Raw genomic sequence first — 19,679 nt, forward strand, 5'->3', positions numbered from 1 at the left:
GTGGTGAAACATTAATCCGCTGCAAAATTATAAAAAACAAAGAGCGGAGCAAAATAGTTTTTGCCCGCCCTCTATCTCTACAATTGTCAATTGCCAATTTATAAGGTAACTCCCGTTTTGAAGATCGCGATTTCCTTGTAACCTTTCTTCTCGTTGTTCACGAATTCACCGCTTGCCACCTGGATAATGTAATCGATAAACCGTTCGCAAGTCTTTTCCATCGGCTCGTTTTCCACGATAACTCCTGCATTGAAATCAATCCATCCCGGCTTATTCTTTGCCAGTGTAGAGTTGGTGGAAATCTTCATGGTCGGCACATACGTTCCGAACGGTGTGCCACGTCCTGTGGTGAACAATACCATGTGGCAACCGCAGGAAGCCAGTGCTGTTGCTGCCACCAGGTCATTTCCCGGAGCTGACAATAAATTCAATCCTTTTACTTTCAGACGCTCACCATACGGCAACACGCCTTCCACGTAGCTTTTGCCACACTTCTGCGTGCATCCCAAGGCCTTGTCCTCCAAAGTTGAGATACCACCCGCCTTGTTTCCCGGAGACGGATTTTCACCTACCGGTTCGCCATGTGAAAGGAAGTACTCCTTGAAGTCATTAATCAGTTTCACAGTTTCTTCAAATAATTCCTTGTTGCGGCAACGGTTCATCAATATGGTCTCTGCGCCGAACATTTCCGGAACTTCCGTCAATACGCTCGTACCACCTTGTGCCACCAGGAAATCGGAGAACATACCCAACAACGGATTGGCTGTGATACCGGAGAAACCATCCGATCCGCCACACTTTAAGCCTACTCGCAGTTCACTCAGGGGTACATCCACACGTTCGTCCTTGCTGGCTTTTTCATACAGCTCCCGCAACAGTTTCATACCTTCTTCGTACTCATCGCCTACTTTCTGCGTTACCATGAATTTTACACGGTCTTCGTCATATTCTCCCAGGAACTCACGGAACACATCCGGCTGATTGTTTTCACAGCCTAAGCCCACTACCAGCACTGCACCTGCATTGGGGTGCAATACCATGTCCCGCAGGATTTTCTTAGTGTTTTCGTGGTCGTCTCCCAATTGCGAGCAGCCATAGTTGTGCGGATATGCCATAATCGCATCCACTCCTTTGCCGCCGGTTTCCCGGCGCAGACCTTCGGCCAGCTGGTTGATGATACCATTCACGCAACCTACGGTCGGTATAATCCAGATCTCATTGCGAATTCCCACTTCGCCGCTTTTACGACGATAACCTTTGAATGTCAGGTCCTTGTGTGGAATGTCCAGCGTAACGCTTGTCGGATTGTATGTATAGTCCAGCAACCCAGCCAGATTTGTCTGAATATTATTCTCATTCATCCAATCCCCCTGTTTCTTAGCCATGCGTGCATGGCCGATAGGGTACCCGTATTTAATGACGTTTTCGCCCTCTGCAAAGTCTTTCAATGCAAATTTATGTCCGGCGGGCACTTCCTCACTCAGAGTGATTTCCGTCCCGTCCACCGTGAGCTTTTCTCCTGCCGGCAGTGTCACGATAGCGACAGCTACATTATCCGCAGGGTTGATTTTAAGGTACTTAGTTTCCATAATTACTTTATTATTTATTTGAATAAAATTCAATATTCTCCTTCGTAAGCAAGTCTATCGGCATAAAGTTTTCTCTTGGTACTTCCTTTCTGAAAATCAGGTAGTCACACAATGCTTTGATACCATCGAATCCTTGTAATTCAGGCTGTTGGGCGATGAGAAAGGATACGCTACCTTCCATCAGGCATTTCACGTTGCGTTCCAGCAAGTCATATCCCATCAGTTTAAAGTCTGTTTTTTGTTGCTTCAATAAATATTCTCCGACAATGTAAACTTTTGAATTGAAAGTGATGCCATTCTTTACGTTCGGATGTTTTCTGAAAAAATCATTCAGCATCTGTGCGTCATCACTGTCTCGCTTGGCGTGCAGGTTCAGTTCCCAGATGCGGCAATCGGGGTGATGCTTCAGCATGTATTCACGAAATCCTATTTCCCGGCGCTCTTGCTGGTTAGAACCTACAATACCTTCGTTTATCTTGCGGAAAATTACAATTTCCCGTTCCCCGCCTGCAAGCAACATCATCATCCGTGCGGCGAAGTATCCACTCTGGTGCGAATTCTGCCCGAAAAAGGAGAGGGCAGGCTGATCTTTCAAATTGGAGTCTATATATATATAAGGTATAGAGCGTTTGTTTAGTTCCTCTGTAAACGGTTTCGTATATTGCGGTACGGTAGGGGCGAACATAATCCCGTCCGGCTCCTGTTCCAGGATATTCCGGGCAACGTCTCCGAATGAATGATAGTCGAACGGATCGTAATAGGAGAGGTTCACGGAGATATTGAAGTCCGAGTACGCTACCAGTGCGTCCTGGATACCGGCTTCTACGGCAGTCCAATATTCGCCTTTCTCATGTTGCGGCAGCAGACAGGAGAATGCATATTTCTTGTTCGATGCCAGTGCGCTGGCGTACATATTGGGTTGGTAATCCAGCTGTTTCAGAATTTCCTCCACCCGTTTCCGGCTGGCTTCTGATACTCCGCTGCGTCCGTGTATCACCCGGTCTACTGTTCCCACCGATACATCCGCCATTTTGGCGATATCTTTAATGCGTATTCTTTCAGACCCCATATCAATTACGATTTAACAATTTACGGTTCTTTGTGTCCGCACACAATAATAATCTTAATATTTTCGACACAAATATATGACAATTTTTGTAATTACGAAAATTGTTGTATCTTTGTGCCCGCACACGAAGGCTATGAAGAACGAACCTTATTTTAGTTTACTCTCCATAGTATCAAGTTGTTAAGGTGGTTTTTAACCCTAAAATGACAAATTGAAAGTTATAAATTAATCACATATTAAAAAAATAATAAGATTATGGGAAAGAAAGTCGTTACATTAGGCGAGATCATGTTGAGATTGTCCACTCCGGGAAATACCCGTTTTGTTCAGTCTGATTCATTTGACGTAGTATATGGTGGTGGTGAAGCAAATGTTGCTGTCAGCTGTGCCAACTATGGACATGACGCTTACTTTGTGACTAAATTGCCGAAACACGAAATCGGTCAATCAGCTGTGAACGCACTGCGCAAATATGGTGTAAAAACAGATTTCATTGCCCGTGGTGGCGACCGCGTAGGTATCTACTATCTTGAAACAGGTGCTTCTATGCGTCCCAGTAAAGTAATCTATGACCGTGCACATTCTGCCATTGCTGAAGCAGATGCAGCTGACTTCGATTTTGATGCAATCATGGAAGGTGCCGATTGGTTCCACTGGTCCGGTATCACTCCCGCTATCTCCGATAAAGCTGCCGAGCTGACAAAATTGGCTTGCGAAGCTGCAAAACGTCATGGCGTTACAGTATCTGTTGACCTCAACTTCCGTAAGAAACTCTGGACGAAAGAAAAAGCACAATCCATCATGAAGCCGTTGATGCAGTTTGTTGATGTTTGTATCGGTAACGAAGAAGATGCGGAACTCTGTCTGGGTTTCAAACCCGACGCTGATGTAGAAGGTGGAAAGACTGATGCTGAAGGCTACAAGGGTATCTTTAAGGCAATGGCTAAAGAATTCGGATTCAAATATGTTATTTCTACTTTGCGTGAATCATTCTCTGCAAGTCATAATGGCTGGAAGGCAATGATTTATAACGGTGAAGAATTCTACGAATCTAAACGTTACGATATCAATCCGATCATCGACCGTGTAGGTGGTGGCGACTCTTTCTCCGGCGGTATCATCCACGGTTTGCTGACGAAGCCTAACCAGGGTGCGGCTCTCGAATTTGCCGTAGCCGCTTCGGCTTTGAAGCATACTATCAATGGAGACTTCAATCTGGTATCGGTAGAAGAAGTTGAAGCATTGGCAGGTGGTGATGCAAGCGGACGTGTACAGAGATAAATTTATTTACTATTGGACTATTTACAATTTACTATTTGATACTCTTGCTGATGACAACGGAAGAATTGAGGAACAGGTTGAAGGTGTTTGCGGTACGAATAGTTAAGTTAGTAGATAAATTGCCTAATACATCGGCTGGTAGGGCTATAGGAAATCAGATCGTTCGTTCCGGAACGTCTCCCGCAGCAAATTACAGAGCCGCGTGTTTGGGAAAATCAGACAAGGATTTCCTAAACAAGCTGAAAATGGTGGAAGAAGAACTTGATGAAACCTTGTATTGGATAGAGTTACTAGGTGACACTTCTTTAGTTAAGCAAGAGTTGCTGTCTGATTTATATCGGGAAAATGAGGAACTTCTGAAGATAATAATCAGTTCGATAACCACTATGAAGGCAAGGATGAATAAATAGTTCAATAGTACAAAGCAAAACATTTAAATAGTAAATAGTAAATCGTTAAATAGTAAATAAAAAAATGGCTAAGTTTGATAAAATAGCAGTATTAAATAAGATCGGTTCTACCGGAATGGTGCCCGTCTTCTATCATAAAGATGCAGAAGTTGCAAAAAAAGTAGTGAAAGCGTGTTATGAAGGTGGTGTTCGTGCCTTTGAATTTACTAACCGTGGTGACTTTGCTCACGAAGTATTTGCAGAAGTTGTGAAATTTGCAGCGAAAGAGTGCCCGGAGATGGCTATGGGCGTAGGTTCTATCGTTGATCCAGCTACGGCTGCCCTTTACCTGCAATTGGGTGCTAACTTCGTTGTAGGCCCATTGTTCAACCCCGAGATCGCTAAGATTTGCAACCGTCGTCTGGTTGCCTATACTCCGGGATGCGGAAGCGTTTCAGAAGTAGGTTTCGCTCAGGAGGCAGGATGCGATCTTTGCAAGATATTCCCGGGTGACGTTCTTGGTGCAAAACTGGTAAAAGGCTTGTTGGCTCCGATGCCGTGGTCTAAGCTGATGGTAACCGGTGGGGTAGAGCCTACTCAGGAAAACCTGACTTCATGGATCAAAGCCGGTGTGTTCTGCGTAGGTATGGGATCTAAACTCTTCCCGAATGATAAAGTTGCTGTGGAAGACTGGACTTATGTAACTGAAAAATGCAAAGAAGCTCTGGCTTATATCGCAGAAGCAAGAAAATAAGAAATTTCATTTTGTTTAAAGGTGTTTAAAGGGGACAACCGTTGGAGTTGGCAGATTAATGCTACTCCGGCGGTTTGTTTTTTTATGTGTGTTATTTTTTGAGGTAATAATCTTGGGATTTGTTAGTTTTCGGTTTCTTTTTTGAAGAATTCTGAGTTAATCTTCTCCGGTTTCTTATAAACTTGTATATTTTGATCTGTAAGATTCTTAATAACTTGTGAATCCTATTATTTTGTTTGATATAAAGTTGTAAATATTGGTATTTATTCCTATCTTTGTAGCCGATTCAGTTTTCATAGAATTGCAAAACAAACAAATTGAGCATTATGGATAGGAAAAAAATGAAACGAGTGGCTCTTGGAGCTCTCATTGGCGCATTCTCGTTGAGTAGTTGTGCTGACAAAGATGTGTATCAGGGAGAACACAAGAACACGCCTCTTAATCCGACAGAAGTTTTCGACTTCAGTATGGTTAAGCAAGTAAAGGTAAATGTAGATTATGGATTTACGAATGACTATTATGTCATTTTCGGACTCTATGATCAGAATCCTCTGAAGGAAGTGGGAGATTCATGGGTGAAAGATGAGACACTGACTCCTGTCTATTCTGCTTCTACCGATAAAAAAGGTAAATATTCAGGTACTATACAGATTCCTTCGGCTATTACGGAAGTATGGCTTTATACGGACTATCTAGGAACGGTTTCTCCGGTTAAGTTGACAGTCTCTGCCAGTGGTGAAATAAACTTCAATCAGGTAGAATATGTTGCTTCATTAAGTACTAAGACAAGGGGGGCAACATCCGGAGGGTATACTTATCTGGATAGCTGGAAGTTAATGCCCGGAGTTGATTGGGATGGCCGTGGCTATCCTAATAATATGGAAAATGACTTGAGTATGCCGTCTGCTGATATATTATATAGTATAAAGGATGTATACAGCAAAATCAACGGTAAAAAAATTACGGACTTGCATCCGGAATGGCTGAATAATAATACAACTTCTGAAATCAAAATCACCAAAGCTACGGAATTAAGTCTTGTATTCGTCACGAGTGGAGCCCAGTTTAATAATACAGTAGGATTCTTTACTTATACCACGGGAACTACTCCTACAGAAGCCTCTATTCAGAAGGTATTGGCGTTCCCTAATGCGTCTCCTATAACTAAAACGTCTGATAATGGTAATGGTTCATTGCTTTGTGGTCACGAAGTGAAACTTAAATACTGGAATGAGTCAGAGCAAAAATTTGAAGATAAATTTCCGGCAGGTGTTACTGTTGGATGGTGTTTGCAGGCGATGGGCTTTAATAAGGGTAATATTGTGAATGGTATGGGAATTCGTTACTCTTATAGTTCAATGAACTCGGATAATGCCCAGCGTGTGGTAGCATTGCGTGAGAAAGGTTCTGATCAGATTGTGGCTATTGGGTTTGAGGATAATAAAGACTATGACTATTGTGATGCTGTGTTCTATCTGAAAGTTGCTGAATCGGGAGCTATAGATACGGATGGACCGGAATTGCCTCCTGTAGATCCTCCCAGTGATAACACTGTTTCTTATAAAGGTACATTGGCTTTTGAGGATATGTGGCCTTCATTAGGTGACTATGATATGAATGATGTGGTTGTAGAATACCAGTCAACTCTTTATCGGAATGTAATAACTAATAAGGTATTTAAAATAGTAGATGAATTTACTCCTGTTAATAATGGAGCTCTCTATAAATGTGGTTTTGGGTATCAATTATATAAACTGGCACCGGACAGAGTTCGGAAAATAACCGTTGAAGGTCCTGACGGTTGGAGTGTAGAAGAAGGGCAGGCACATCCTACTATTCTATTGTTTGATGATGTAAAAAGTGTGCTAAAGAAAACATTTACTGTCACAACAGAATTAGCGGATGTGGATCAAGATGATGTGTTACCTCCGTATAATCCGTTTATTTTCGTAAATAGCAGAAGTACGGAAGTACATTTGGTGAATTATCCTCCTACCGGTAAAGCTAATATGGACTTGTTCAATACTAAGGATGATGTGTCAAATGTAGCTGCAAATATCTATTATTTAGCGCCTTATGATGAGGTTTTAAACCTGATGCCGTTTGGTATAAATCTTCCTATACTTAATTGGGGAGCTCCTGATGAGAAAGTGAAAGTTTACGATACTTATCCTGGTTTTATTGGTTGGGTGACATCAGGAGGCACAAAGAACACTAACTGGTATAAAAAATAGAAAACAATTGCATTGATTGCAATAGAAAAAAGCATATTTTTGTCTTGCTGATAAATAGCAAACAAAAATATGCTTTTTTTATGAAACGACCGATGTTTATTTCTATCTTCTTTTGTAGCGGATTTGTCTGCGGATTGTTATCTTGTAATAGTAATGAGGATTCACTTCAGAATCGAAAAATCGCATTAGGGAAGCGGATTTTTCAGGATACTACACTTTCTGAACCGGTTGGACAGTCTTGTGCAACTTGTCATACAATAACTAAGGGGTTTGCTGATCGTGAATCTCGCATGGTTTCTGAAGGTGCTGTACGAGGTCTTTATTCTCAACGTAATGCTATGACTGTTTGTTATTCAGCATATGTTCCTCCTTTATCCTTTGATAATGATGAAGGTACTTATGTCGGTGGGCTTTTCTGGGATGGTCGTTCTGTTTCATTGCAAAGCCAAGCTGGTGAACCATTTCTTAATCCTGTGGAAATGGGAAATCCTGACACCTGTTTTGTTGTTGAAAAAATATGCCATGCGCCCTATTATGCAGAATTGATTAAAATCTATGGCAAGACTTCAAACAAAGATTCTCTTTATACTTACATTACAGATGCTCTTGCTGCTTACCAACAATCAGATGAAGTGAATCCTTTTTCTTCGAAATACGATGCTTGGGAAGATGGGAAATATACTTTTACCGATTCGGAATGCCGTGGAATGGAGCTTTTTAAAGATAAAGCCATGTGTGCTGAATGTCATATTCTAGACAAGGATGAACGGGCCGGGCGTGTCCTTTTTACTGACCATACCTATGACAATCTAGGTATTCCTCGTAATCCGGAGAATCCACATCTACGCATACCTGCTGATTATTTTCTGTTGACCCCTGATAGCGTAGATCTTGGTTTAGGAAGTGTTGTTGGTAGAGAAGAGGAAAATGGTAAGTTTCGTGTTCCCACTTTGCGAAATATTGCCTTGACTGCTCCTTATGGGCATAATGGTTACTTTAAGACTCTTGAAGAAATTGTTCACTTTTATAATGTGCGTGATGTTGGTAATGAATTTCCTCCGGCTGAGTATCCTGCTACAATCAATCGTGACGAGCTGGGAAATCTTGGTTTGACTTCTGAAGAAGAGGCTGATCTTATAGCATTCATGAAAACGTTAACAGATGATTTTAAGCCTGTTCAGAAGTAGCTACTACTGTGAATAATGCCGGATAAGTTTAAAATAATGTTATAAAACATACGTTTTTTAATGATTCTGTTTGCGTACACGGAAAAACTTTCTACCTTTGTATCGCAGTTGGGAAACTGCTCATGATTTTGACTTTTAAATAAATTAGTTTTGTAGTTTTCAATAAAGGAATTAGTTAGGTAAAAAGATTAGTTAATAGTTTTTCATAGGCTAAAATTTGGATTAAGAAATTTAGGTAATTAGTTATAGAAAAGGTAAAAAAGAAGATTGTGTTTTTATAGGTAGTAGAATTTTCAGGTAAAAAGAAGATTGATTTTTAGGTAACAAGTTTTAGATGCAGTTGAAAGAAAAGCCTCTATGGCTTTTCTTACAGAGGCGAGAGGTTCGTGAGAGCTTGCTCGTTTTTTTATGTTCCATTATGAAAAATGGGACATTTTATTTTTTTAAGAAATGATGATTATTTCAGCCATTTTTTGTATATTTGTGGCATTATCTACATAAAAAATTAATTTTGGAACAGGTACTGCTTATATTCGATTGGATTTTATACGTATTGTTTGCAATAAATGTATTGTATTTATTGGTTTATAGCCTGGCGTCGCTCCGGCGCCACCCCGATAAACCGGTTCTTGCGAAAGAGCATAAGCGGTTTGCTTTGCTGATAGCTGCGTATAAGGAAGATACTGTTATTATAGATACGGTACAGGCCTGTCTAGCACAGGATTATCCAAGTGATAAATACGATGTAGTCGTGATTTCAGATCACATGCAGCCTTCTACAAACGAAAAACTCCGTGCGTTACCAATTAAGCTGCTTCAGGTGGATTTTGAGAAAAGTACGAATACGAAATCGCTGAAGGCTGCTCTTGAGTATTTGGATAAAGACTCCTATGATGTAGCTTTAATAATAGACGCTGATAATGTCATAAATTCATCCTATCTCGTAGAGTTGAATAATGCTTTTGGCAATCCGGAAGTACAGGTGGTACAGACGCATCGGATCGCAAAGAATTTAAATACAAATATGGCTTATCTGGATGCAATTAGTGAGGAGATAAATAATTCCATATTTCGTCTTGGACATGTGAATCTGGGTATGTCAGCTGCTTTGATAGGTTCCGGTATGGCATTTGAGTACTCTTTATTTTATAAAGCTATGATGAGTAATACTTCGGTTGGAGGTTTTGATCGGGTATTGGAAATGAAGCTGCTTTTCCACCGCGTATTTTTCCACTATTTGCCCGATACGTATGTGCTGGACGAGAAGATACAGAAAACGAAAAATTTTTATCAGCAACGCCGTCGTTGGTTGTCGGCACAGTATTATAGTTTGGGTGAATTTGTACATCATTTGATTCCGGCCATTCGTGACCGAAAATGGGATTTTTGTGATAAACTTTTTCAGCAAGCTTCCTTTTCGCGGGTATTATTGCTGGGATTCACTTTTCTATTTTCCCTTTGTCTTTCTATTTGGTATCCCTCGTTGGCCTGTAAGTGGTGGGTAATTTTCGGGCTGTTGTTGCTGGCATTGGTCGTAGCCATTCCCCGCCGTTTCTGGAGGTGGCGTCTTGTCGAGGCAGTTTGCTTTGTTCCTTATTCATTCTTGCTGATGTTTATAAACTTGTTCCGCTTGAAAGAGGCGAATAAAAGGTTTATCCATACGGAGCATGGGGTGGAAGAATGATGTCTTAGTCTTTTAATCAATAAGATAGAATCATTAGGATATAAAAGTTATTTTTGCAGTACGATACGACATGATGAAACTATACTGTCAAAGAAGTTTCATTACTGTTAGTTTAATGACACACCCATATTCCCAAGTTTGGGTATGTGTATGGATTAGTGGAAAAAAGTTTTTCCTGATTATGAGTGGAGAAGTCATTTGATTCCTTTCTTTCACACGGCTCCTTTACAGCCATTGAGTTTCATCCGGAAATGATAGCAAATGATGAATTGTCCGATGAGCGATTGGTGTCTGTGGTATTTGAAAAACGTAAAAGACTTTGTATATTTTGGATAAAATGAATTGTGGGAATTTTGCAATAGTTATAATAAAATGAATCGTGGTGTTTTGTTGATTTCTATTTTCATTTTATTTTTTTCTTAGAAATTTCTAATGCTTTAAAAGGCATTATCTTTTCTTTGTTCTTAATAAATTGGGGGCGTTATTTATAGAGGGGATTCTACTGGAACTAATAAATGTTACATTATCCCCCCCCGTGAAAGCTCATTTAAAACGTTTAGGAATGGCGTGTTGAAAGAAATATGACTCCAAAAACATTGCATTTTTAATGATGAAAAAGTATCTCCAACTTCAGAGTTGGTAACCAATCGAGACAGTTTTGTATCTCCAACTAAGTGTCCCCAACGGTATCCTCAATTTCCCTTTTAACATTTATGATATCTGCGTATCCTTGTCGCTATTTAGTCCATTCCTGCTCTTGGCGGTGTACAATAGTGGCTTGGTGCAACAATTTGATTTGATTTTGTTTATGAAGCAAAAAACGGTTTTGCATTGAAAATCAGTTGTTTGTTGATAATGCCTCTTCAGAGCTTAATGTACATGACGTTTTATTCCTTTTAAGATATGCTGCCTAAACAGCTGTAATACAAAAGCGGCTTTATGAAATGCCCTTAATTGCTTGTTTCCGGACATTTCACAAAACCGTTTTAGGATTTTTAGGATTGTGCTTTCGATAATTCAGAAACATCGAAGCACGGACACTCTTTCGTCCATTCCATTGGCTCCACCTCTCCATTTCCGTTCACATCCGGGCTCAAATCCCGGTGCCCTACAATTCTCGCCTCCGGATAATCCATTTTCAGTGCCCTCACCAGCACCTGCAGTGAATGCCGTTGCCACTCCGTTCGTGTATCCTTTGCCATCCCGTGGCAGTTCAAGCCACCTTCATAGCAAATTCCAATGCTATGGGCATTATAGCCCTTCGCGTGGGCGCCGACCCTCTCGACCGGGCGTGTGGATCGGATATCACCGTTGCGGCGGACGTAGAAATGATAGCCTGCGCCATCAAAACCACGGAGGCGGTGAGCGGTATCCAGGTCGCACTCGGTAAAGGGGCGGTCCTCGCGAGTGGCGCTGCAATGGATCACAATTAGATCAATTCTTCTCACAGATTCATCGCGTTTGCGCTAAAAGCGCCTATTACGGCCGAAGCCACTGCGATGATTACTTTCAGAATCTTGTCCCAAGTCGTTTTTTTCATATTGATAGGTGATTAATGCGAAGCAGGATCCTGCTTCGCATGATTAATAATTAGTTATTAGCGGGCTGCGCAGCCTTTAATTTTTAAAGCCGAAGGCTTTAGGCCTTACCCCAGCGGATTTTCATCCAGGCCGCCGCCTTCGCCGCTGCCACCGGAAGAAGAACCGCCGCCGCCGTTACCGGACGAGCTGCTATCTTCCGACACCAGTTCGAAGACGATGTTGTTCGGTCCCCCCTTGGTGGTCGCAACGCTGTCGTTCGCCAGTCGCAGGGTGTTGGCCACTTTGAAGCGAATGTTGACACGTTCGATATTCTTCACCGTACAATCCTTAGCCGCGTCGGTGGCACGGCATTTGAAGGTGGTGTGGAAAATTCCGAAGCCGTCCAGGCGGACGCTGTTACCGTCGGTCATCGCTTGGCGCATTTGGCGCACGATGGCTTTACCTACGTGTACCACATCCTCGGCCGACATTCCGCCCAGGGCCTCGATGTCCTGTGCGATACGTTGCAGGTCGAACATTTTGGCATCTTTCGGTTTACGCTTCAGGGTGTAAACCATAGGAGATGTTTTATCTCCGATTTTCTTGTGACGCTGTGTGCGTACTACTAATGCATTTGCCATTATTTTACAAATAATTTAGAGTGAATAAATGGTGAATTATTTCATAACCTTTTCGGTAGTAAGGAAGACACCTTTCTTCCGGTTGGGTGAAACAAAGATACGGCATGCCACCGGTGTGTATGGAGGTTCAGAGAGTTTCGCGGAGGTTTGCGGAGGAAAAAAGAGCTTTTCGGAGGATAAACGTTGGGAAATACGGGTAGACGGTGCGAAACTGTGTGAAAAAGGTGGAAAATGATAGTGGAGAATAGGTGGGATTACGAAGGGCGGAAAAAGGAAAGGGAGCCCTAAGGCTCCCCTAAAACATTGACTATCAAACGTACTTGGGCAGGTGTGTAGCACCTGTCGGTGCGGCTCAGTCCTGTTTCCTGCAGGCGCTGCTCCAGCCCGGGAGCTTTTCGTATCCACGTGTTGAAGCGGTTGACGGCTGTCTGCTGGGCTACTCCGCGGATGTAGCACATGGCCAATTCGCCTTTCCCGTAGCAGCGTATCACAAAGCAGATTTCTAAAATGGAATCATCAGTTTTTTGCATATTCAAAAATGAATGTTTTGTTGCTTATATTGGATGCCTTTAATTATATGCAAATGTACTGAAAATTAATCAAATAAGCAACCTTGTTCCGAAGTATTTTCAAGCCAATTTTCATTGTCGAACACCGTGTTTATCGGTCCCGGTCTGTCACCGTCCGGTCCATGCACGATGGCTTCTTCGCAGGGCCAGTAGCGCCCGTTGATGCGGTTGTAGACGAATTTGGCGTTGGTGTGGGCGCTACCCAAATGCTTGAACCGGACTTTGTCGATGTGGACGGTGACGATTTCCTTATCGTCGTTGCGATCTACGATAAGACAGTAGTCGGCCATGTTACCGAAGTTGGCGGAACCGTTGATGTCGTTCATCTCTGCACGTCGCCGTTCGCCGTTGGTGGTGTTGCGGTTCACCTTGCGCGGATGCGCCACGAGGATAACGAGGCACTTGTGTTGCTGGGCGAATCGGCTCAGCTTGTTCAGCAGCGAGGTGATGTATTGCAGTTCCGTTTGTCCCGGTTCCAGTTGCTGGTCAATGCGGTTTAGCGGATCTATGACAAAGATGCGCATCCCGCGGCGACGCACCAGTTGGCGGGCTTTCTCAAGGATGCAGTCCACGGTGTAGCTTCCCGTGTCCGGTAAGATGTGCGTCACGTTGTCCGTCAGCCAGCGCACCACCCGGTTGTAGAGGACTTCCGTCATACCCGCTCCGGGGCGGAACGGATGTCCGGTCAGCTTTTCGGAGAGCTTGGCCAGGTGGTATTCCATGGGCATGTTTTCGGGACTGAAGTAGCCGATTTTCCACCCGTGCCTCAAGCAGAGGCGTAGGACGAGTTCATCGATGAATTCTGACTTTCCATCGCCGGGAAAGCCGCTCGTCACCACGAAACGCCCGGTTTCGAAAGTGCAATTCGCATCCAGATTGTCCCAGCCCGTTTCAGCGCCCCGTTGAAGGCCGTTTTCGAAGAGTGTGCGGAAGGCATCTTGGCGGTCTTCGGTGGTGAAGACGCCTTCCAGCGGGATTTCTTCGGCCTGCGCTAAGGTGATGAGCAGACTTTCGGCTCCGTAGCGGACGAGATGCTCGTTAGCATCCTTGCATTCCGGCCCGAAGCGTACCAGACGGCAGCGTTCGGCTCCGAGGCGCCGCACGAGTTCCCGTTGCAGCAGCCGGCCGGAGTTGTCCTCGTCTGTGGCGATGTAGATGAGTTGCTTCGGCTCGAAGTGCGTATCCACAAAGCGATCCATCCAGGTGAGGTTGTTCTGCGCGCCGGCGGGCACGGAGATCACGTCCTTTCGTCCGGCGCTCATGAAGGCGGCGGCGTCGAATTCGCCCTCGGTGATGATGCATTCCGGAGTGTCCAGTATGGCGTCAATGTTGTAGGGGATCAGCTCGGCGCCTTTCACCATCATGAAGTGTTTGCGGCCGCTGCGGTACTTGGTGTTGATGAGTGTACCGTTTTCGAAATAGTTGAAGCAGAGGCAGTTTTCCAGTTCGTGGCTTTCGGGCAGCATGATGCATTCTTCGGTGATGCGCAGTTCGGCCAGCAGGTGTTGTGCCAAGCAGCGTTCCTGTGTCCAGTACCGTTCCAGGTTCTCGCTGAGCTTTGCCTTGGCGGCGTCGAAGACGGGGCGGCGGAAATGGGAGGGGAGCTTGCTGGCACGGTTGTATTTTTCTTTTAGCTGTTGCCGTTCCCGCTCTTCGGCATCATCGGGCACGTAGAACTTGTGACCGCAGTGATGACAGTAGCATAAACCCTTGTCCAGATCGATGGAGAACGATTTGTTGCCTTTGTGTCCGCGGGTGGCGTTACACTCCGGACAAATGGTTTTGATTTTGCCGCTGGTGCGACCGAGGGTGTCGATTCCGTACTTATGAAAATTTCTCATATTTCGTTGAATTGTTTAAAATTATTTTTGGAAAATCATTTGTAAAGTCGTTTGGAAATGCCACACTTCAGTGTCTCGAATGCCGCACTTCGTGGGGGCAAATGCCACACTTGGATGAGCGTGATCTGTGGCATTTGCTTTGTTCAGCTGTGGCATTTGCCTTGTTCAACTGTGGCGTTTGCTTTGTTCAACTGTGGCATTTGCGAGCTCCATGAGCGTGTGGCTTCATTCCAGAAAGCGGTGGCGTCCGGTCGGGGAGGGGCATTGTCGGGAATAGTGCAGCCCAGATAGGTGCGTCGGCCGTCGATGCGCTGTTCATAGCGGTAGGGGTCGGGCGGGGCAGCAGACTTCTGCTTGGCATCGAGTGCCAGGAGGGTTGCGTACAGGGCTTGCGAAGTGCGTTGCCCGCAGCTTGTATAGTTCACGAAGTAGCGGCGCGCATCGCTTTCGGTCAGCATGTCGTGCCATTTGTCGTAGACTTCGATATGCTGCTTGAAGCAGTCCACGGCCGCCTTGATGTGGCGCATCAGCAGTTCTCCGTAGCCGCTGTGCATGCAGGTCAATTCAAGCCAAGGAGTTCTTTCCGCCAGTCCGTCCACCAATTCCCGCCAGGGACGTATGGGACGCAGCGGTGCTTGCGGCCGGCCGAAGTCGTCGCAGACGGTAAGTGTATTCGGAGAATTATTGGCATCATTATCAGCATCAGCAGTAGTTTCTTTTTCTTTTGCTGCTGCTGTTATTATATCTTTTATATTCTCTTTAAATACTTTGCAGGCTATTTCTTCAACGGTGCTGTTTTTTAGTATGTTACCTTGATTTTTGACCTGGCTTTCCAGATCCAGCTCTGACGTTTTTTGCCGATTTTCATCATTTTTTGCATCGGAACCGGCGTTTTCTCCAGCATTTTTTGCCGTTTCTTTTTCTTTCTTCTTCACCGGATTCAGTTCTTCGGGACTGAAAAAGCCGTCTTCTTCAAGATTGAAAAGTTGGAATTCGTAGATGATTTTCTTCAGGTAGTTGAGCGGCATCTTTTTGCTCTTGCAGTAAGGGCGCAGATATTCCAGTTTTGCTCTGGGGGCAGGCAGTATGGAGAGTTTCTCGATGATGATCCAGTAGGCTCCGGTTCCTCTGGGGCCTTCCTTGTCGAACAGATCTTGCATTCGTGGGTCGTGCATGGCCATGAGCGGGTGTTGCAGGTAAAAATTTCTTTTCATTACAATTGTTTTAATTTGATTAATCACTTGTGGGAAAATGTTGCGTAAGGCGGAGTAGCCTGTTGTGGCGACGGCGTTTTTTCGTAGCGTTTTCTCTTGACGGCGTCAAAGATAAGCATAGCCCAAAGCTCCGGAATGTACGGTCTGTCCACTACTTGTCCGTGTCAGAATAGCTTCGGGACAAGGTCTAGTGGGCCTAGACCGTACATTTGGAATAAATAGTTACGCTTTGTTAAAATTAAGACTTATTACGAATTGGGGGAGCCCTGACACCGAAGAGCACATTACGGTTGTTACATGCAATCATCTGGCGGTCATTTTTTTAGCTTCTTTTTGCCCGGGGTCTGGCTGTATCTGTGAGTGACCTCGCGAATGTGTCCCAGTGCTAGTTTCAGGCGTATGCTGATATTGCCTTTGCCTTCAAACAGATCCTTCACGCCTTGGGCGAAAAGTTCCAGTACGATAAATTCCAGTTTTACATGGTTTGTTTCGATCAGAATGTTGAAGATTTCTACATGATCTCCGTTAGTAACGGATAGTTCAAATGTTTTTTTTCATGATTTTTGTATTAATAAAATAAATGGCGGCAAAGGTAAAAATACCCAGAGAGGGAGTTTGGTAATTTTTGGGATATAATTGGTGTTTATTGTTTTGATGAAAGAAATCCGCGGAAGGTGCCTCGGATAACGGCCACTGCCAACCGAAATTTTCCGTGTAGCAGATATACCATTGACTTTTTAGGCGCAGCAATGAGAGAGATGTATAGGCAGGACAGGATTTTTTCGCCGCCCGGTATGTTTCGACGGGCGTACAGGATACGGGCGCGTGAGAGATAGAATTCTCTTAAGGGGGTTCCTTTCTTGGCTGTCATGCTTTCCTTGTGGTAGACCACGGCTTCGGGTTCGTACCATAATTTATACCCGGCCCGGTGTAGCTGTGCCGACCAGTCAAATTCTTCGTAAAACAGAAAGTAGATTTCTGTCATTGTGCCTGCTTGTTGCAGGGCGTCACGACGTACCATCATGGCGGCGCCATGCAGGGAGGCGGTTTCGCATGCTATCCGGTAGCTGGGCTGGTCTTTTTCGTTGAAGCCGATGGCGGCATTGCGCAGCGTGATGCGTGAAAATGGGGTGAAGCCGGCGTATTGTAGTGTGTCGGGTGCATAGCTGTATTTTAGCATGGGCGATACGCCGCCGTTTTTGGGGTCTGCTTCTAGCCGGTGGATCAATGTTTCCAGTATAGGCTCTTTGATGATCGTGTCATTATTGAGGAAAAACAGATAATTGCCTTCAGCTACTGTCAGTCCAGCGTTGTTGCCTCCGGCAAACCCAGTATTGGTGTTTTGTACGACTTTTACTTCGGGGTAGCGCAGCTTGATTTCATCGGCTTCGGGCATGCGGGAGCCGTTGTCCACTACGATGATTTCATAGGGATGGGTTTCGTGCTTGCGGAATGAGGCGATCATTTCGCAGGTGTCGGCAAGGCCGTTGTAGTTGACGGTGATGATGGAAACGAGGGGAGATATGTGGCTTTCCATTTTCTTTCTTTTCATTGATTATCTGCAAAGATAAGTTTTCTCTGCTGATTTATTCTCATGAATGATAATATATGCAAAAAAAATAGTTTCTTTGTGCTATAAAATACAAGAAGTATTATATTAATATGAAAAAAATAAGGATAGCCTATTGTATTCCTGCACTTTATTATCCTAGCGGCATGGAGCGTGTTCTTATATTGAAGGCCAATTATCTGGCGTGTCATGGATATGAAGTTCACATCATATTGACTGATGGAGGAGACAAGCCGCCTTATTTTCCGCTGGACCCTTCTGTCAGGCTGCATCAGTTGGACATAGATTTTGAAGAGCCATACCGTTATGTGTTTCCTCTCCGTGTGTGGCTCTACCGGGTGCGTATGCGAATACTGAAGAAAAAGCTGAACGAATGTCTTTGCGCCTTGAAACCTGATATCACGGTGTCGCTGTTGCGACGCGATATCAATGTCATCAACCGAATGACTGATGGTAGTCTGAAAATGGGTGAAATACACTTTGACCGTATGCACTACCGCAATTTTAATGTATCCTGGTTACCTTCGCGGCTCAATGCCTGTATTGAACGCCGTTGGATGAATTCTCTGATACAAGAATTACGTCAACTTTCCAAATTTGTAGTGTTGACCCATGAAGATGCTGCTTTCTGGCCTGAATTGCAGAATGTCCACGTTATTCCAAATCCCGTTCCCTTTTTTCCCGACACGGTTTCCGATTGCTCCAACAAGCAGGTCATTGTCATGGGGCGCTATGTTGCGCAAAAAGGCTTCGATCGCTTGATATCCGCATGGCGCATGGTGGTGGACAGGCATCCCGACTGGACGTTGCGCATTTATGGCGATGGGCATCTGCGTGAGCGGCTACAGCTACAAGTGGAAGATCTGAAGTTGACGGACAGCTGTTTTCTGGAACGTTCCATTTCTGACGTGGTCTCTAAGTTCTGTGAAAGTTCCATATCCGTATTGAGTTCACGTTTCGAAGGTTTTGGGTTGGTTATTGTAGAAGCGATGTCCTGTGGGATTCCGGTGGTCGCATATACTTGCCATTGCGGACCGCGCGATATCATTACCGACGGAAAAGACGGGATTCTAGTGTCCGAAGGAGATATTGCCGGTCTTGCCGAAGGCATCAGTCGACTGATCGAGGATGAAGAGTTGCGCCGCAAGATGGGAAAAGAGGCCCGTCGGAGGGCTGCGGACTACCGGATGGAGGTGATAGGTGCGCAGTGGATTGAATTGTTTGAATCATTATTGTCTCGTCCGGTGCAGGATGAAGGTAATTAATAAAGTTTAGTTTATGAGTTGGTACAGTCGTTATTTGCAAGTTTATGAGAAAAATTTCGATGAAGTGGCTTTTGCCGGGATTATATCGGAAATACGTTCTAACTTGAAGAAGCTCCAGAGTGACGCACCTTTGGTTACGGTCTCTATCATTGCATACAATGAAGAGAAGCACTTGCTGGCCTGCTTGTGGGCGCTGAGTGAGATGAGAACTCGCTATCCCATTGAAATTATCGGGGTAAATAACGATTCTCAAGATCGCACGGCCGATGTGTACCGTGCTGTCGGTTTGCCTTTTTATACCGAAATGCAGCACAGTTGTGGCCATGCTCGCCTCTGCGGACTGATGAAGGCGCGTGGCAAGTATCATGTAAATATTGATGCGGATACGCTTTATCCTCCCTCCTATGTGGACGCTATGATCGATGTCATGGAGAAGCGTGCGGATGTGATGGGAGTCAGTGCCACATGGGGATATTATCCGGACGGACAGCATTCCCGTACCGGCCTTTATTTCTATACGCTTTTCCGTGACTGCTATTTATGGTTGCAGTCTTTCAAGCGTCCGGAGCTCAGCGTTCGCGGATTGGTGTTTGCCTATCGGACGGAGGAAGCCAGAAAGGTAGGCATTCGTACTCACATCATTCGTGGCGAGGATGGGGCTTTGGCGTTCGGCCTTCGTGAATATGGGCGTATCGCTTTTCTTAGAAACTCTAAAGTGCGTGCGGTGACGGGTTATGGAACCGTGGGTGGAGGCTCTTTGTTTGGAAGTTTCCAGAGCCGGGTGTTGCAGGCATTCAAGAAAATAAAACATGTGTTTACATCAGCCGAGGAGTATAAGGATGAGGAATCTAATCTGATAAAGTAGTAATTTT

Annotated in this window: 18 protein-coding genes; 9 read left to right on the forward strand and 9 right to left on the reverse strand. The window is 44.5% G+C overall.

What is annotated here, in order from left to right; translation table 11 throughout:
• Positions 1-98: 98 nt before the first annotated feature.
• Together K6V21_RS18220 and K6V21_RS18225 are read right to left on the reverse strand one after the other, a co-directional pair.
• Positions 99-1,589 (reverse strand): UxaA family hydrolase, encoded by a 1,491-nt coding sequence (locus K6V21_RS18220; protein ID WP_224319452.1) that lies wholly within the window; start codon positions 1,587-1,589, stop codon positions 99-101.
• A gap of 10 nt (positions 1,590-1,599) precedes the next feature.
• On the reverse strand, positions 1,600-2,658 hold the full coding sequence (locus K6V21_RS18225) for a LacI family DNA-binding transcriptional regulator (protein ID WP_224319453.1): 1,059 nt from the start codon (positions 2,656-2,658) through the stop codon (positions 1,600-1,602).
• Positions 2,659-2,913: 255 nt separating this feature from the next.
• On the opposite strand from K6V21_RS18225, the gene K6V21_RS18230 reads away from it, so the two are divergent.
• The 6 genes from K6V21_RS18230 (at position 2,914) to K6V21_RS18255 (ending at position 10,187) form a co-directional block, all read left to right on the forward strand.
• Positions 2,914-3,939 carry a sugar kinase gene (locus K6V21_RS18230; protein ID WP_007218684.1) on the forward strand — a complete coding sequence of 342 codons (1,026 nt, stop codon included), beginning with the start codon at positions 2,914-2,916 and terminating at the stop codon, positions 3,937-3,939.
• 50 nt (positions 3,940-3,989) lie between these two features.
• Positions 3,990-4,349, forward strand: coding sequence for a four helix bundle protein (locus tag K6V21_RS18235; protein WP_007218683.1), 360 nt, complete (start codon positions 3,990-3,992; stop codon positions 4,347-4,349).
• Between the two features lie 64 nt (positions 4,350-4,413).
• On the forward strand, positions 4,414-5,082 hold the full coding sequence (locus K6V21_RS18240) for a bifunctional 4-hydroxy-2-oxoglutarate aldolase/2-dehydro-3-deoxy-phosphogluconate aldolase (protein WP_224319454.1): 669 nt from the start codon (positions 4,414-4,416) through the stop codon (positions 5,080-5,082).
• A 326-nt stretch (positions 5,083-5,408) separates the two neighbouring features.
• The gene (locus tag K6V21_RS18245) at positions 5,409-7,316 is read left to right on the forward strand and encodes an LruC domain-containing protein (protein WP_224319455.1); all 1,908 of its coding nucleotides are present in this window, start codon (positions 5,409-5,411) and stop codon (positions 7,314-7,316) included.
• Positions 7,317-7,396: 80 nt separating this feature from the next.
• The gene (locus K6V21_RS18250) at positions 7,397-8,503 is read left to right on the forward strand and encodes a cytochrome-c peroxidase (protein ID WP_224319456.1); all 1,107 of its coding nucleotides are present in this window, start codon (positions 7,397-7,399) and stop codon (positions 8,501-8,503) included.
• A gap of 511 nt (positions 8,504-9,014) precedes the next feature.
• Positions 9,015-10,187 (forward strand): glycosyltransferase, encoded by a 1,173-nt coding sequence (locus K6V21_RS18255; RefSeq protein WP_224319457.1) that lies wholly within the window; start codon positions 9,015-9,017, stop codon positions 10,185-10,187.
• 995 nt (positions 10,188-11,182) lie between these two features.
• Here the strand turns inward: K6V21_RS18255 and K6V21_RS18260 are convergent.
• The 3 genes from K6V21_RS18260 to K6V21_RS18270 all read right to left on the reverse strand — a co-directional run bounded on the left by K6V21_RS18260 (position 11,183) and on the right by K6V21_RS18270 (position 12,348).
• Positions 11,183-11,635, reverse strand: a complete 453-nt coding sequence (locus K6V21_RS18260) for an N-acetylmuramoyl-L-alanine amidase (protein ID WP_224319458.1) — start codon at positions 11,633-11,635, stop codon at positions 11,183-11,185.
• A complete protein-coding gene (locus K6V21_RS18265) occupies positions 11,632-11,727 on the reverse strand; it encodes a smalltalk protein (RefSeq protein ID WP_149934701.1) in 96 nt (31 codons plus the stop codon). Before K6V21_RS18265 ends, K6V21_RS18260 begins: the two co-directional genes overlap by 4 nt.
• Before the next feature lie 105 nt (positions 11,728-11,832).
• Positions 11,833-12,348, reverse strand: a complete 516-nt coding sequence (locus tag K6V21_RS18270; protein ID WP_224319459.1) for an HU family DNA-binding protein — start codon at positions 12,346-12,348, stop codon at positions 11,833-11,835.
• Positions 12,349-12,376: 28 nt separating this feature from the next.
• Between K6V21_RS18270 and K6V21_RS18275 the strand changes: the two genes are divergently transcribed.
• A complete protein-coding gene (locus K6V21_RS18275) occupies positions 12,377-12,583 on the forward strand; it encodes a hypothetical protein (protein WP_224319460.1) in 207 nt (68 codons plus the stop codon).
• Positions 12,584-12,632: 49 nt separating this feature from the next.
• Here the strand turns inward: K6V21_RS18275 and K6V21_RS18280 are convergent, their stop codons facing one another.
• The 4 genes from K6V21_RS18280 to K6V21_RS18295 form a co-directional block, all read right to left on the reverse strand.
• Positions 12,633-12,878: a DUF4248 domain-containing protein gene (locus K6V21_RS18280; RefSeq protein WP_224322062.1), complete on the reverse strand. Its 246-nt coding sequence runs from the start codon at positions 12,876-12,878 to the stop codon at positions 12,633-12,635.
• A 65-nt stretch (positions 12,879-12,943) separates the two neighbouring features.
• Positions 12,944-14,758: a bifunctional DNA primase/helicase gene (locus K6V21_RS18285; protein ID WP_224319461.1), complete on the reverse strand. Its 1,815-nt coding sequence runs from the start codon at positions 14,756-14,758 to the stop codon at positions 12,944-12,946.
• A gap of 143 nt (positions 14,759-14,901) precedes the next feature.
• Entirely contained in the window at positions 14,902-15,972 is a 1,071-nt protein-coding gene (locus tag K6V21_RS18290; protein WP_224319462.1) for a DUF4373 domain-containing protein, read from the reverse strand.
• 643 nt (positions 15,973-16,615) lie between these two features.
• Positions 16,616-17,524 carry a glycosyltransferase family 2 protein gene (locus K6V21_RS18295; protein WP_224319463.1) on the reverse strand — a complete coding sequence of 303 codons (909 nt, stop codon included), beginning with the start codon at positions 17,522-17,524 and terminating at the stop codon, positions 16,616-16,618.
• Between the two features lie 110 nt (positions 17,525-17,634).
• Here K6V21_RS18295 and K6V21_RS18300 point away from each other — a divergent pair, with 110 nt between their 5' ends.
• Both K6V21_RS18300 and K6V21_RS18305 read left to right on the forward strand, forming a co-directional pair.
• On the forward strand, positions 17,635-18,807 hold the full coding sequence (locus K6V21_RS18300; protein ID WP_224319464.1) for a glycosyltransferase family 4 protein: 1,173 nt from the start codon (positions 17,635-17,637) through the stop codon (positions 18,805-18,807).
• 13 nt (positions 18,808-18,820) lie between these two features.
• Entirely contained in the window at positions 18,821-19,672 is an 852-nt protein-coding gene (locus K6V21_RS18305) for a glycosyltransferase family 2 protein (protein ID WP_224319465.1), read from the forward strand.
• Positions 19,673-19,679 lie beyond the last annotated feature (7 nt).

It is taken from the genome of Bacteroides cellulosilyticus, from assembly GCF_020091405.1.
Classification (GTDB): Bacteria; Bacteroidota; Bacteroidia; order Bacteroidales; family Bacteroidaceae; genus Bacteroides.